At 56.8% G+C, this 14,441-nt stretch carries 11 protein-coding genes; 10 read left to right on the plus strand and 1 reads right to left on the minus strand.

Features of this window, described 5'->3' with window-relative positions:
• Nucleotides 1-28: 28 nt before the first annotated feature.
• The 6 genes from LKE13_RS09075 (at nt 29) to LKE13_RS09100 (ending at nt 6,369) form a co-directional block, all read left to right on the plus strand.
• Nucleotides 29-718 carry an AroM family protein gene (locus LKE13_RS09075; protein WP_227950406.1) on the plus strand — a complete coding sequence of 230 codons (690 nt, stop codon included), beginning with the start codon at nt 29-31 and terminating at the stop codon, nt 716-718.
• A gap of 71 nt (nt 719-789) precedes the next feature.
• Nucleotides 790-2,397: an ABC transporter substrate-binding protein gene (locus LKE13_RS09080; protein ID WP_227950408.1), complete on the plus strand. Its 1,608-nt coding sequence runs from the start codon at nt 790-792 to the stop codon at nt 2,395-2,397.
• A 64-nt stretch (nt 2,398-2,461) separates the two neighbouring features.
• Nucleotides 2,462-3,472, plus strand: coding sequence for an ABC transporter permease (locus LKE13_RS09085; RefSeq protein ID WP_227950410.1), 1,011 nt, complete (start codon nt 2,462-2,464; stop codon nt 3,470-3,472).
• Between the two features lie 11 nt (nt 3,473-3,483).
• Nucleotides 3,484-4,392 carry a nickel transporter permease gene (gene nikC, locus LKE13_RS09090; protein ID WP_227950412.1) on the plus strand — a complete coding sequence of 303 codons (909 nt, stop codon included), beginning with the start codon at nt 3,484-3,486 and terminating at the stop codon, nt 4,390-4,392.
• Nucleotides 4,392-5,402: an ABC transporter ATP-binding protein gene (locus tag LKE13_RS09095; RefSeq protein WP_227950415.1), complete on the plus strand. Its 1,011-nt coding sequence runs from the start codon at nt 4,392-4,394 to the stop codon at nt 5,400-5,402. Before nikC ends, LKE13_RS09095 begins: the two co-directional genes overlap by 1 nt.
• Nucleotides 5,395-6,369 carry an ABC transporter ATP-binding protein gene (locus LKE13_RS09100; RefSeq protein WP_227950417.1) on the plus strand — a complete coding sequence of 325 codons (975 nt, stop codon included), beginning with the start codon at nt 5,395-5,397 and terminating at the stop codon, nt 6,367-6,369. Before LKE13_RS09095 ends, LKE13_RS09100 begins: the two co-directional genes overlap by 8 nt.
• Before the next feature lie 6 nt (nt 6,370-6,375).
• Here LKE13_RS09100 and LKE13_RS09105 read toward each other — a convergent pair whose 3' ends face one another.
• Nucleotides 6,376-7,290, minus strand: a complete 915-nt coding sequence (locus LKE13_RS09105; RefSeq protein WP_227950419.1) for an AroM family protein — start codon at nt 7,288-7,290, stop codon at nt 6,376-6,378.
• Between the two features lie 171 nt (nt 7,291-7,461).
• On the opposite strand from LKE13_RS09105, the gene LKE13_RS09110 reads away from it, so the two are divergent.
• The 4 genes from LKE13_RS09110 to LKE13_RS09125 all read left to right on the plus strand — a co-directional run bounded on the left by LKE13_RS09110 (nt 7,462) and on the right by LKE13_RS09125 (nt 14,428).
• Nucleotides 7,462-8,595, plus strand: a complete 1,134-nt coding sequence (locus LKE13_RS09110) for a DUF917 domain-containing protein (protein ID WP_227950422.1) — start codon at nt 7,462-7,464, stop codon at nt 8,593-8,595.
• 12 nt (nt 8,596-8,607) lie between these two features.
• Nucleotides 8,608-10,155, plus strand: coding sequence for a hydantoinase/oxoprolinase family protein (locus LKE13_RS09115; protein WP_227950424.1), 1,548 nt, complete (start codon nt 8,608-8,610; stop codon nt 10,153-10,155).
• 122 nt (nt 10,156-10,277) lie between these two features.
• Entirely contained in the window at nt 10,278-11,456 is a 1,179-nt protein-coding gene (locus LKE13_RS09120; RefSeq protein ID WP_227950426.1) for an ABC transporter substrate-binding protein, read from the plus strand.
• Entirely contained in the window at nt 11,453-14,428 is a 2,976-nt protein-coding gene (locus tag LKE13_RS09125; RefSeq protein WP_227950428.1) for an adenylate/guanylate cyclase domain-containing protein, read from the plus strand. The genes LKE13_RS09120 and LKE13_RS09125 overlap by 4 nt, the downstream gene beginning before the upstream one ends.
• The last annotated feature ends 13 nt before the right edge of the window (nt 14,429-14,441 follow it).

Raw genomic sequence — 14,441 nt, forward strand, 5'->3', positions numbered from 1 at the left:
AGAAAAATCAGGGGGCGAGTCAATACGCATGGAACAGATACGAGGCAAAAGGCTGGCACTGGTAACCATCGGACAGGCGCCCCGGGTTGATATTACCCCGGACATGATGCGCGGCTTCGAAGATACTTACGATATTACCGAGTTTGGCGCCCTTGACGGCATGACCCGGGAAGAAGTGGCCGCGCTCGCCCCGAAGGACGGGGAGGAACGGCTGGTAAGTCGTATGGTCGATGGGGAGGAGGTTGTCTGCTCCCACGCTGCGATTGAGGCTCGGCTTGCCGATCTGTTCGCTCGTATTGATGCGGATGAGTTCGATGCAATCCTGATGCTGTGTTCGGGCAAGCTGACTGAGGCGAGCCATAAGCTACCCGTCTTTTCACCTTATGATACACTGAATACCGAAATTGCCGAAAGCCGCGCGCGCGGTGACGTGATAGGCATGATCTCCCCACTGGCTGAGCAGATGGAGAAAAATGAGTCCCTGTTCGACAAGCCTGAAGAGGCGCGTTTCGCCCATGTATCGCCCTATGGCGGCGGTGAATTCGAGACGGTGGGCGAGGCGCTTAACGACACCGACGTCATTATCATGAACTGCATGGGCTTTGACAGCGAGATGGCCGCGAAGGTTGAAAAGGCCGCCGCCGTGCCAACGCTGACCGTTCGGCAGATTTTCATGAAGCATATCGAACGGGCGCTATCGAAGGATGCTGCGGCCTGAACGCCGTCGCCCGCGTGATCCATAATAATAACGGGAATACTGTGCAAGAATTCAACCTGGAGGAAGAAAGAATGAAAGACTTAAGCAGACGTAGTTTTGGCCGGCTGGTGAAAGCCTGCGCCGTTGCGGGACTGGCCGTTGCCAGCCTGGGCGCGGCGATGGAACCGGCGACTGCCTTTGAGCGCGTGGACGGGGGCAAGATTCTCGTTATTGCCGGTCGGCAGCCGGTGTCCACCTTGGACCCGAGCATTAAATACAACGCGTCCATTCGCAGCCTGCAACAGGCACTTTATGATGCGCTGGTAAAATATGAAGACACCCCGCCGACGGTGAAGCCCTGGCTCGCCGAGAGCTGGGAATCCAGTGAAGATGGCAAGACATGGACCTTCAATCTGGTCAAAGATGCCAAGTTCCATAGCGGTAATCCGGTTAACGCGGAAGCGATCAAATACAGCTTCACCCGGACGCTGGAACTTAACAAGGGTCCTGCCTGGATGCTGTCCGACTTCCTGAAGCCCGAAGGGATTGAGGTGGTTGACGACTACACTGTAAAATTCAATCTTGAAAAGCCTTATGCGGCGTTTCTGTCCTTCCTGCCTTGGTGGTACATCATGGACCCGGCGGTTGTGAATGCTCATGTTGAGGATGATGACTATGGCCAGAAATGGATGACCGAAAATGAAGCCGGAAGCGGCCCCTACAAGCTGAAACGCTTCGATCAGGGCACGCTCTATGAGGTGGAACGGGTCAAGGATTACTGGAAAGGCGATGGCGGTTCCAATATCGAGGGGATCGTTTACAAGCTGATGCGGGAAACTTCCGCCCAGCGCGCGGCCCTGATGACCGGCAAAGCGGATATCGTGCTTGATCTTTCTCCTGATGAATTCGATCAGGTGGCCAAAGCCAAGGGCATCAAAACCTCGACCGAGCCAGCCCTGACTGCGTTTGGCCTGAAGTTCAACACCAAGGGCAAATATATGTCCGACAAAAACCTGCGCAAAGCGGTGGCCTATGCCTTCGATTATGATGCGTTGATTGCTATCTTCAACGGCAAGGCGGTTCTGCAGACGAGCCCCTTTACCGATGATATCAAGGGCAAGATCGAGGTGCCGGGCATTGCGCGCCATGACATGGAAAAAGCCAAGGAATATCTGGCGAAATCCCAGTGGCCTGAAGGCGGAATTGAACTTGAATACGTCTATGTTCAGGGTCTCGAGATTGAGCGTTTGATGGGTCTCGTGCTGATCGATAATCTGAAGCCGCTCAATATCACCGTGAAAATGGTGCCGCTGACCTGGCCGAACCTGGTTGCCCGTGGATCGAAGCCGGAAACATCGGCAGACATGATGGCGATTTTTGCAACGCCGGTTTCTACCGACCCGGATGCAGTGGCCTATCAGTATCACCCCGAATCCTGGGGTAAATACTATGGCTCGCATTTCTACGACAATCCGAAGGTTACGGAACTGATCGAGAAGGCCCGCTACACCACTGATTGGGAAGAACGCGCCCCGATGTATGCGGAAATCCAGAAAATGATCGTTGAGGATCAGCCGGAAATCTTCGGCATGATGCGTAAGCGTCTCATCGCCTACCGCGATTATGTGACGGGTTTCTCCTATACTCCGGTCCGGATGACGTCTGAGGTTGATTATTACGGCCTCGGTATCGGAAAATAACGTCGAAACTGTTCTGCCGGGTCTATACTGATCCGGCAGAACCCTTCAATCCATAGGAGATGTTATGCTGCAGATGATTGGCAAGCGCAGTATCCTGATGCTGGGCATGCTGTTGGGATTGCTGGTGATCACCTTCTCCATCTCCCATATAGCGCCCGGTGATCCCGCTGCCCTTGCGGCTGGACCGGATGCCACGCAGGAGATGATCGACCAGGTCCGGGAAGAATACGGCTTCGACAAGCCGCTGGTGGAACAGTTCTTTATCTATGTTGGGGGCATTTTCGAGGGGAACCTCGGCCGCTCCGTCTATACCACGCGGCCGGTGGCACAGGACTTGATGGTTTACTTCCCGGCGACGCTGGAACTGGTGATCTATTCGATCCTGTTCGCGATCGTTCTTGGCATTCCCATGGGTGTCATCTCCGCTGTCAAGCAGAACGGCTGGGTGGATAATCTTGTTCGTATTATTTCCTCCTCCGGTGTCGGGTTGCCGATGTTCTGGCTTGGTCTGATGCTGCAATTATATTTCGGCCTTAAGCTCGGATGGTTTCCTCTAGGGGGACGTCTGGACCTGATGACCGATCCGCCGACGACGATCACCGGCATGTATACGATCGACGCGCTGCTGACGCTTCGCTTCGGTGTTTTCTTCGAGGCGCTGAACTATCTTGTGTTGCCTGCGGTTGCCTTGAGCTTTCCGGCGCTGGCCTCCATCGTCCGGGTCAACCGCGCGGAGATGATAGAGACACTTAGTCTCGATTATGTGACCAACGCCCGCGCGCAAGGAATCTCGAAGTTTCGCATGATCGCGGTCTATGCGCTTAAAAACGCGATGCTGCCGACGTTGGCGATTATCGGCCTGCGTTTCGGTTGGATGCTGGGCGGCACGGTCCTGATCGAAAGCGTTTTTGACTGGCCCGGCGTCGGGCTTTATGCGCTGCAGGCGGTCACCGCCTCGGATTTTGAGCCGGTGATGGCAGTAACGCTGATCCTTGGGGCCTGGTTCATGCTGACCAATTTTCTTATTGATATTATTTACGGTGTACTCGACCCTCGCGTACGCGGCCGGGCATAGGGGCAGGGCAGATGACAGATATTCTAGAAAACCCCGCCGAGCCGACGTTCCGCGAACGGCACGCCAGTTCCATTCGCACAATGCGGCTCTATGCCCGGACGTTTCGCAATAACGGCGCGGCAATGATCGGCCTGTTCATTATTGTCGGGTTTATGTTCCTGGTGATTTTTGGTCCCTCCATTGTGCCCTATCCCGAAGACGCCCTCGGCGCGACGCATATCGAACAAAAGCTACAGCCGCCGAGCGAAAAACACTGGTTCGGTACTGATGAGGTCGGCAATGACGTCTTCACCCGCGTCGTCGTCGGCGCTCGTGTCTCGCTCCAAATCGGTCTGATCATCACCGGCATTTCGATGCTGATCGGCGTGCCACTCGGGATTATTGCGGGCTATGTTGGTGGTTGGGTCGAAGAAAGTATCATGCGCATCACCGATATTTTCCTCTCTATCCCCGGGCTGATCCTCGCCATTGCGATCGTCGGCGTGCTGGGGCCGGGGATCGGAAATGCCATGCTCGCCATCTCGCTGGTCTGGTGGCCAGGCTATGTCCGGTTGGTGCAGGCGAAAACACTCTCGTTAAAAAGCGCGATCTATGTGGATGCTGCCCGCTCCATGGGGGCGAGCAAGATGCGGATTGTTTTTGTGCATATCCTGCCCAACTGCCTGTCGCCGATTATCGTGAAGGTCAGCATGGATATGGGTATGGCCATTCTTTATGCGGCCAGCCTTGGTTTCCTTGGCCTTGGCGCACAGCCACCATTTCCCGAATGGGGGGCGATGATCAGCGTCGGGCGGAACTATCTGCCAGATTGGTGGTGGTATTCTTTCTTCCCGGGCCTTGCGATTTTTCTGACGGTGCTTGGCTTTAACCTGCTGGGCGATGGCCTGCGCGATATCCTTGATCCAAAGGGGAGAGAATAATGACGGAACTTCCGGTTTTGGAGATTCGCGATTATCGCTTGAATTTCAATACGTTTGACGGCGTTTATCATGCGCTCGACGGGGTTAATCTCGCGGTCGGGAAGGGCCAGTCCCTCGGCATCGTGGGGGAGACGGGCTGCGGCAAATCGGTGACGGTGCGCAATGTGCTCGGCCTGTTGCCATCGCCGCCCGCCGAAGTGATCTCTGGCGAGATCCTCTATAACGGCTTGGATATGCTGAAGGTCACGCCGGCCGAGATGCGGAAAATCCGAGGGATCGAGATTGCGATGATCTTTCAGGATCCGATGACCTATCTCAACCCGGTGTTCACCATTGGCACACAGATGATTGATGTGATCCTTGCCCATCAGAAGGCGCTGGGCAGGCACGCCCGCAAGAACAAAAAGGAAGCCCGGGCCCATGCCATCGAGATGCTCCGCAAGGTGCATCTGCCAAACCCGGAAAGTCAGATCGACCGTTATCCGCATGAGCTGTCGGGCGGGATGCGGCAGCGCGTGCTGATCGCCATGGCGCTCTCGGGCTCGCCAAAATTGCTGATCGCGGATGAGCCGACGACCGCGCTCGATGTGACGATCCAGGCGCAAATCCTCGATCTCATCGCCGAGCTGGTGGAAGATATGGGCCTTTCCGTCATCATCATTACTCATGATCTCGGTGTGGTCGCGAAAGTCTGCGATAATGTCGCGGTGATGTATGCGGGGCAGGTGGTCGAATATGGCACGATCGAGGAGGTGTTCGGGCGGCCCAAGCATCCCTATACGGAAGGTCTTTTGAAATCCATTCCGCATCCGGGAAAACCGCCGGAGGAACTCTACGGCATTCCGGGTTTCCTGCCCAACCTTCTGACCCCGCCGGCGGGCTGCCGGTTTCAGGAACGCTGCACGAAGGCGATGGATATCTGCGGTACGCCACCCCCGGACCGGAACAACGCGGCGCATGACAGGACTGTGCTCTGCCACCTCTATGAGGAAGGATTTGAGGATGCTTGAAACCCGCGATCTTACGGTAAATTTTCCGGTTAAATCCGGTGGCAAGAAGGCCCTTTTGACGGCGGTAAACCACGTTAATCTTCATATTGAGAAAGGCGATGCGCTGGGCTTGGTGGGCGAATCCGGGTCTGGCAAGTCCACTGTGGGGCGGACGATCCTGCATCTCAACAAATCGTCTGGCGGCAATGTCATCCTCGACGGACAGGATATCACGCATCTGAAAGCAGCGGATGAGAAAATCCTCCGCCGACGGGCGCAGATGGTGTTTCAGGATCCTCATTCGGCGCTCAACCCGCGCATGACGATCATGCGCTCGGTCGCGGAGCCCTTGATCCTGCATACTAAACTTCGCGGTGCGCCTCTGCGGGAGAAAGTCGGCTCGCTCTTGGAGATTGTCGGCCTGCAAAAGCAGTTCCTTTATCGCTATCCGCATGAGCTTTCCGGCGGTCAGAAACAGCGCGTCTGCATCGCCCGCGCTATTGCGCTCAACCCGGAGCTTCTGGTGCTGGACGAGCCGACGTCGGCGCTTGACGTGTCGGTGCAGGCGCAAATCCTCGAATTCCTGAAGTCGATCCAGAAGGAACTCGATCTCACATATCTGTTCATCTCCCATAACCTCGCGGTGATCCGTTATGTCTGCAACCGTATCGCGGTGATGTATTTGGGCCAGATCGTGGAGCAGGGGGAGACGGAGGAAATCTTCAACAACCCCAAGCATCCCTATACAAAGGCCCTGCTGGAGGCGGTGCCGCTGCCCGAACCGGGCCAGCCCCGGCGGGGCAAGCCGTTGGTGGGCGATATCCCGAGCCCGCTCGACCTGCCGAAAGGGTGCTTTTTCAACAACCGCTGCGAAAAGGCGATAGCCGGGGTCTGCGATGTCGCACCGGTCCCGAATTTCACCGTGGAGAACGGGCGAGAAGTGCGCTGCGTTCTGTATGATCCGGACTTACAACGCCAGACGGCCTGAGCTTCCCTAAATCCGCGCGTTCGAGATATTTCGGACGATCAGTCGCATCAACTCGCCGCCCGTGGATACCCCCATTTTTGCGAGCATGCGGGCGCGATGGATTTCGACCGTGCGGGGGCTGATGCCGAGTTCTGCCGCAATCTCCTTGTTGGCGAAACCCTTGATCAGTAACTCGAACACTTCATGCTCCCGCTTGGTCAGTTTTTCAAGGCGCAGGCTGAGCGCGCTTCCCTCCAGAAGGTCTGCCCCGCTTGAGGTATTGCGGCTTTGCTTGATCATCTTGGCGACGGTGCCAGCAATGATCCGCCTCATTTGCACCACGGGCCGGCCAGAGGCGTCCCGGACGAGATCAATCACTTGCTGGTCATACCCCATGGAGTTGAGGACAATCATGTCCTGATCCTGAAGTTCCTTCGCCGCGTGGAGCAGGGCGTCCTGATTATAGGCGGGGGCGTAGACCGATTTGACGCGGGAATCCCGGATTTCCTTGCCCCGGGTGAGTTGACCTTTCAATGGGCGTATCTGGCCGACCTTCTGCCCTGCGATCAGGATCGATTCCGTGAATTTATCGAGGGCGTTCTGTGCATGGATAACATACGGATTGGTGGTGCCAAGATCGAATACTCCGGTGGAGGCAATCACGGTGAGATCATTGACCGTCTTGCCGCGCCCTTCACACATCTCTAGTATTTTCTGCCGCAGCCAGCTTTCGGAGATGGCGACGATGGACCCGTCCCTGAGCGTGGTGGCAATTCCAGCTTCGTCGGGTCGTGGTTCCAACTCCATGATTTCTGGGGGACTAAGATCGTCAAGCGCGCCCCGCTCGACAATCTCGACATCTTCGGGCAGATGGGCGAGGATTTCGTCGATCATGTCCTGCCGGGGTGATTGCCCAGCCGTAATAAAAGTCAGTCGTTGCAAACAGGTTTCCTCTTTCGCGCGGCGCAACCGTTTCCGCCATACTATATCGCGCTGATCGACCTGCGCCAGCCTAAAGAGAGTGGGCAAGTCTAGGTATCGGTACGTATTTTAGCGACGTTTTCTTCGCGATAGGCTGAACACTCAATGCAGAAAGAAACATGTGAGAAGAAAATGGCTGAACAGTTAGGTGCCGCCGTCAGGGCGCAAGACGAAGAACGCCCGCTCGGGCCGGGAGAACGCTATATCACCGCCGAGGAAGTCGAGGCGCTTGCGCTGGGCGCTTGGATCCTCGGGACCGGCGGCGGTGGTTCGCCCTACCTCAACCTCCTGAACGTGCGGGAACTGTACAAGCAGGGGCATAAAGTTGTCCTGAAAGACCCGATGACCTTGCCCGATGACGCGCTGGTCGCCGTTCTTTCCACACAGGGTGCGCCGGTTGTCGGCATGGAACGCTTGGCCGATCCGGAAAACTCCCTGAAGCCGTTGCGCATTCTCGAAGACTATCTCGGACGCAAGTTCGACGCTGTGATGCCGGTGGAGATCGGCGGCGGTAATGGCGTGATGCCGCTCATGGTCTCGGCCATTTCCGGCCTGCCGACCATCGATGCAGACAGCATGGGGCGGGCCTATCCGGAGGCCCAGATGACCAGCTTCTCCGCAGCCGGGTTGCAATGCTTCCCGCTGGCGATGGCGGATGTGCGCGACAATGAAATCCTGATCAAGAAGGCCGATAGCTGGAAATGGATGGAACGGATCAGTCGCAAGATCTGCACCGAGATGGGATCTACCGCCTCTACCTGCAAGGCTCCGCGCTCCGGCGCCGAGGTCAAGAAATTCGGCGTGCTGCACACGACAACAAAGGCAATCAGTCTCGGCCGCGCCGTGTTCGAGGCGCGTAAAAATCATACGGATCCAGTGGCGGCGATCGTCGAGAATTGCGCCGGGCTCAAGCTGTTCAAGGGCAAGATTACGGATATCGAGCGACGCGCGACGGAAGGCTTCCTGCGCGGTCGGGCCGAGCTGGAAGGCATGGATGAGGATCAGGGCATGCAGTTCACCCTCGATTTCCAGAATGAATTTTCCGTCGGATCGCAGAATGGTGAGCCCGTGGTGATGACGCCAGACCTGATCTGTGTGGTCGACAGCGTCAATGGGGACGGGATCGCGACAGAGACCATTCGCTATGGTCAGCGGGTAACGGTTCTGGCGCTGCCCGCGCCGGATATCTTCCTGACCCCGCGTGGGCTTGAGCTTGTTGGGCCGCGCGCCTTTGGGTTCGATTTCGATTATAAATCAGTATTTTAAGGAATTAAATTCATGCAACGCATTGGCATTGATGTTGGTGGGACCAATACGGACGCGGTTCTGGTCGATCAGGACAAGGTGGTTGGCGCGGTCAAGACCCCGACCACACGCGACGTGACCGGGGGTGTCGCCACGGCGCTGGAAGACCTGATCTCGCTGGTCGGGCCGGAGGCGAAGAACGCGAGCTCGGTGACGGTCGGGACCACGCATTTCCTGAACGCCGTGGTCGAGCGGCGCCGACTGAACAAGGTGGCCGCGGTGCGGATTTCCTTGCCGGCGTCGGCGAGCCTGCCGCCCTTTGTCGACTGGCCAGAGGATGTGGCGGCGATCGCCAACGGTGGCTATTACATGGTGCGCGGCGGGCATGAATATGACGGGCGGGAGATTGTCCCGCTGGATGAGGAGGAACTCGCGCGCGTTGGCCGTGAAATCCGGGAGGCGGGGATCACTTCTGTGGCGATCAGCGCGGTTTTCTCGCCGCTCAATGCCGAGTTCGAGGAACGGGCAAGAGAAATTATTGAGGCTGAATGCCCCAGCGTGCGGGTGACCTGCTCGCACAGCCTTGGTCGGCTTGGCCTGCTGGAACGGGAAAATGCAACGCTTCTCAATGCCGCACTGCTGGATCTTGCGGAGGAGGCGACCAGCGCCTTTCAGGACGCGCTTGAGCAGCTTGGCATCACTGCGCCGCTTTATATTGCGCTCAATGACGGGACGGTGACGAACGCGGAAATGACGCGGAAATTCCCGGTCTACTGCTTTGCGTCGGGCGCGACCAACAGCATGCGCGGCGCAGCGTTCCTCTCAAAAATCGAGAATGCCATCGTCTGCGATGTCGGCGGCACAACGACGGATATCGGCTCCCTCGTCAACGGCTTCCCGCGGGAGGCCAACAGCACGGTTACCGTCGGCGGGGTCCGTACCCTGTTTCGCATGCCGGACCTTATTTCCATCGGCATCGGCGGCGGCACGCGGGTGCATGACGATCCGCTGGATGTCGGCCCGGATAGCGTCGGCTTCCGCCTGACGAAGGATGCGCGGGTCTTTGGCGGCGCGCAGATGACGCTCACTGATGCGGCGGTCTCCAAAGGGTTGATGGAGGCCGGGGACGCGTCCAGAATTGCCGATCTCGAGGCCGGCTATGTGGATGATATCCTCGCCATCGTGCATGAGCGGATCGCCAGCAATGTGGACCGGATAAAGACCGAGGCGACGGAAGTGCCGCTGATTGCGGTAGGGGGTGGTGCACCGCTGATCCCGACCGAAATCCCGGGTATTTCGCGGGTGCATCATGTCGAGAATTACTCCGTTGCCAATGCGGTCGGGGCGGCCATCGCCCAGATCAGCGGCGAGGCGGACCAAGTGTTTCAGGGGCTCAGCCGCGATGAGGCGTTGGCGGAAGCCCTGAAGATCGCCGAGGAGAAGGCGATCAGCTCCGGCGCGGCAGCGGATACGCTGAAAACCATCGAGATGGAAGACCTGCCCATCGCCTATCTTCCCGGCCATGCCATCCGCGCACGGGTGAGGGTGATCGGGGATATTGCCGCGCTCGCAGAGACATAAATCAGAAATTTCTTCTATTCGACGCATGAATTGAGTAGCATAGCCCGCCAAAGTTGGGGCCTTGCCCTGTAAACTCAATTTGTGCTGTCGGGGGCGCACCCCGCTGGGGAAATCTGGTGCCGGTGACAAACTTCCTTCGTATAGTTCCAACCCTTCGCCTTTCCCTGGTTCTTCTTTTATTACTGCAACCGTTGCTGCCCGCTAGCGCTGCGGAGGGGATCCATAATGGCGAAATCCTGTTTGGCCAGAGCGCTGCGTTTGAGGGCCAATCAGCGGCACTGGGAGAGGGGATGCGCGATGGCATCCTCGCCGCATTTGAGGAGGCAAATCGTGACGGGGGCATTCATGGTCGTAAGATCCGCCTGCTTTCCTATGACGATGGATACAAGCCCGCCTTGGCTATCGAGAATGTCAATCGGCTGATCAGTCATGACAAGGTTTTCGCGCTGGTCGGCTGCGTCGGAACACCCACCAGCAAGGCCATTGCCCCGATTACGGCGGCGGCGAACGTTCCCTTGATTGGTCCGTTCACAGGCGCGAAATTCCTGCGGGATTCCGATCAGTCTAATGTGGTCAATCTCCGTGCTTCCTACGAGCAGGAGACGGAAGCATGGATCCAGCATCTGACAGAGGATCTGGGTATCAAACGCGTGGCGGTCTTCTATCAGGATGACAGCTTTGGCCGCGCGGGCCTCGCCGGTGTGCGGGACGCGCTGGCGCGCCGGGGTCTCGATATCGTTGGGGAGGGGCGCTATATGCGCAACACCACGGCGGTGAAACGGGCGCTACTCTCGATCCGCGACAGTGAGCCGGAGGCCATTGCCATGATCGGCGCCTATAAGGCGAGTGCGGCCTTTATCCGGTTGGCGCGTGATCTCGGCCTCAATGTGATTTTCATGAATATCTCTTTTGTTGGATCGAAAGCGCTCTCAGCGGAACTTGATGGCGATGGCCGGGGCGTTTTTGTCACACAGGTTGTGCCTTTTCCTGACGACAGGACTATTCCCGTCGTCGATGCCTATCGCAAGGCGCTGACGGCCTATAATCCGGCACTCGATCCCGGTTTTGTCTCGTTGGAAGGATATCTGGTCGGGCGGTTTGTGATGGCAGTATTGGAGGAACTCGGGCCGGAGCCGACGCGGGAGAAATTTCTCGCCGCCGTCAAATCAATCCGCCGTTTCGATATCGATGGGTTCGAACTGATCTTCGGTCCCGGCGATAATCAGGGACTGGATAAAGTGTTTCTTACCGAAATTCTCGGTGATGGCAGTTTCCGCGCCATTGATCGGATGACAAAATGACGGATCAACGTATAGACAGCAATCAGGTGCGCGGCCTTAAGATCAATGGCAAGCTAGTCCTCGCGCTCGGCTTTCTCGCGGCGATGAGCGTTGTTGCCGGGGTCATCGCCTGGTATTCCTTCGATCATGTGTCGCAATCGACCGAGAAAATTACGCGCGGCAGCATCCCCGAGATTGAGGTAGCGTTGCAACTCGCGCAGATCAGCGCAGAGATTGCCGCCTCTGCCCCGGACTTGATGGCAAATACAGCGCTGGATGATCACAAAAAGACCGTCGAGGCGCTCAACCAGCGGGCCTTTCGGCTCTCCGAACTGACCGACCGATCGCGCGATGTTTTTGGAGAGTCGGAGAATTGGCGGAAGCTTAAGGAAATCGAGCATGAACTTGTGCTCAGTCTTGGCACCCTTAAAAACGAAGTGGAAACCCGGCTGACGGAGCGGGAGGAGCGGCAGGAGGGTGCCGAGCAACTCACCCGCCTGCACCAGACTTTCCTGCTTCGGATGGAACCTTTAATCGATGATGCGGTGTTTGATTTTGTCATGCAAGGGGAATGGCTCTCTGCCAAGAGCAATGTCTATATCGCGGATTTGATTGAAAAATCGACCCAGAAGGTTGGCGAGTTTCTGAAGTTCGGGGAGACACTAGACGAACTGGAAGGGGTACTATCGGCGGTCATTCTGGCGCCCGATCTCGACAGCTTCGGACCTCTTCAGATACGCTACAGCGCGCTTGAGGCAGAGATTGAGGAAAATGTCGCGCTATGGGCAGCGGAAACGGGGGAGCCCGCCTTTGTTGATCTTGCGCAGAATATCCTCGATTTTGGGCGGGGCCTCGATAATGTTTTCATCCTGAAAGAGAAGGAACTCTGGCAGACGCCACCGGGACAAAGTCCGACGCTTTCACCGAGGCTTGTTCAGAAGGGAAACCTCCTCAGGCTCGCCCATGAGAGCTTTCACACGGTCTATTCAAATGCTCTGGTCGATGTGGTGAAGAATCTTGAAACAAGATCACAGAGTGAAACCCGACAGTCGGGCAGCGAGCTTGGCGATCTTATTCTTGATGGCGCAAACACACTGCATCTCCTGTTGTCGCTCCGGGCGGAGGGAAATCTGGTGGCGAGCATTCTTGGAGAAATGTCGAATGTGCCGGATGTTGCTAATATCGGCCCCTTTGCCGAGCGGTTCGAGGCGTCGGAGGCGCGGATCAAGGATATGCTGGCCGATCTCGGGACCGCACGGGAAAAGACGGAACTTCGGAATATTACCCTGAGCTTGCTGAGTATCGGGACAGGGGAGAATAACCTGTTTGAAATACATCAGGCGGAGCTGGAAAGCAGCGCGCGGGCCGTGTCGGCCCTGGCCGCCAGCCGTGAACATGCAGAAAGTCTGCAGGCGGAGGTCGCAAAACTGGTCGCCGCCGCGCGCGATCGCGGTGTCACGGCTGAAGGGCATTCCGCCGAAGTGATTGAGCTCGGTCGCTATCTTTTGGTGCTTGTGGCGGTAGCCAGTCTCGCAACCGCACTCCTTGTCATGCTGTTTTATATCCGCCCGCGCATTATTCGTCCGCTTGAAAATATAACCGATGCGATGACCAGTCTGGCGGAAGGGGATACTGGCGTTGATATTCCCTATCGTGGCCGGAACGACGAGGTGGGGGACATGGCCAATGCCCTCGCCGTGTTCCGTGATACGGCCATCGAGATACAGGAGTCTAATCACCGTGAGATAGAGGAGGGTCGTCGCCGCCTGATCAGCGCAATCGAGAATATCTCCGAAGGTTTTTCACTATATGATGCCAATGACAAGTTGGTCGTTTGCAACAGCGTTTATCGCGATCTGTTCTTCCCGAAAAAGATTATCGAGAGCGAAATCGGCAAGGGTTTCGAGGAAATTATGAGGCAGGCGACGAAGCAGGGGCTGATCAAGGATGCGTGGGACCAGGAAGAGGTCTGGCTGCGTGAACGCCTTCAAAATCACCGTAAGCGGCTCAACACAGATATGCAGCGGCGGGCCGATGATCGCTGGATCCTGATCAATGAACGCAAGACGGAGGACGGCAGCACCGTTGCCGTTTATTCCGATATCACCCAGATCAAGCAGCAGGAGCAGGCAATCTCGGAGCAGTCGCAGGCGCTGGAGCGGCTTTCCAACCAGCTTGCGAAATATCTTTCGCCTCAGGTTTATGCCTCTATTTTTGAGGGCCGCAACAGCGGCGACATTGCTAGTCGGCGTAAGAAGCTGACGGTATTTTTCTCCGATATTGTCGGCTTTACAGAAATAACAGAGCAGATGGAGGCGGAGGACCTGACCCGCATCCTCAATCAGTATCTGACCGAGATGTCGGAGATTGCACTCGAATACGGGGCGACCATCGATAAATTCGTCGGCGACGCCATCGTTATCTTTTTCGGCGATCCGGAAAGCAAGGGCGTGAAGGAAGATGCCATCGCTTGTGTGAAGATGGCGCTGGCGATGAAAAAGAGGTTGGAGGAGTTGAACGAGCTTTGGTCTGAAATGGGCATCGAGAAACCATTACAATGCCGGGTGGGGATCAACACCGGCTATTGCACGGTCGGCAATTTCGGCAGCAGCGAACGGATGGATTACACGGCCATAGGCAACGGCGTCAATCTTGCCTCCCGCCTGGAATCGACCGCGGCGACGGGGGAAATCCGCATTTCCCATGAAACCTATGCCAATGTGAAGGATGATGTCGTTTGCGGCAAGCGGAAGGAAATCACGGTCAAGGGGTTCCATCTTCCGATCAACACCTATGTCGCGATGGCAGAAAGTGATACAGCGTCAGGAGAGGGGGTAACCACTCTTGAAGAACTGCAAAATATTCGTTTGGATATCGATTTGAAGAATATGACCCCGACAGTGCGGCGTAAGACGGAGGCGCTGCTTCAAAAGGTTCTGACTCAAATTTCAACCGGCGGGCCGGAGGGGCCATCTGATCAGGAGAATGACTAGGACAGCTTTTGCC

The organism is Sneathiella sp. HT1-7, assembly GCF_020731145.1.
Lineage (GTDB): Bacteria > Pseudomonadota > Alphaproteobacteria > Sneathiellales > Sneathiellaceae > Sneathiella.

What these genes read in the sequence shown, in the direction of transcription:
- LKE13_RS09075 (WP_227950406.1), top strand. Translation starts at nt 29, where the DNA reads ATGGAACAGATACGAGGCAAAAGGCTGGCACTGGTAACCATCGGACAG.
- LKE13_RS09115 (WP_227950424.1), top strand. Translation starts at nt 8,608, where the DNA reads ATGCAACGCATTGGCATTGATGTTGGTGGGACCAATACGGACGCGGTT.
- nikC (WP_227950412.1), top strand. Translation starts at nt 3,484, where the DNA reads ATGACAGATATTCTAGAAAACCCCGCCGAGCCGACGTTCCGCGAACGG.
- LKE13_RS09095 (WP_227950415.1), top strand. Translation starts at nt 4,392, where the DNA reads ATGACGGAACTTCCGGTTTTGGAGATTCGCGATTATCGCTTGAATTTC.
- LKE13_RS09110 (WP_227950422.1), top strand. Translation starts at nt 7,462, where the DNA reads ATGGCTGAACAGTTAGGTGCCGCCGTCAGGGCGCAAGACGAAGAACGC.
- LKE13_RS09085 (WP_227950410.1), top strand. Translation starts at nt 2,462, where the DNA reads ATGCTGCAGATGATTGGCAAGCGCAGTATCCTGATGCTGGGCATGCTG.
- LKE13_RS09100 (WP_227950417.1), top strand. Translation starts at nt 5,395, where the DNA reads ATGCTTGAAACCCGCGATCTTACGGTAAATTTTCCGGTTAAATCCGGT.
- LKE13_RS09125 (WP_227950428.1), top strand. Translation starts at nt 11,453, where the DNA reads ATGACGGATCAACGTATAGACAGCAATCAGGTGCGCGGCCTTAAGATC.
- LKE13_RS09080 (WP_227950408.1), top strand. Translation starts at nt 790, where the DNA reads ATGAAAGACTTAAGCAGACGTAGTTTTGGCCGGCTGGTGAAAGCCTGC.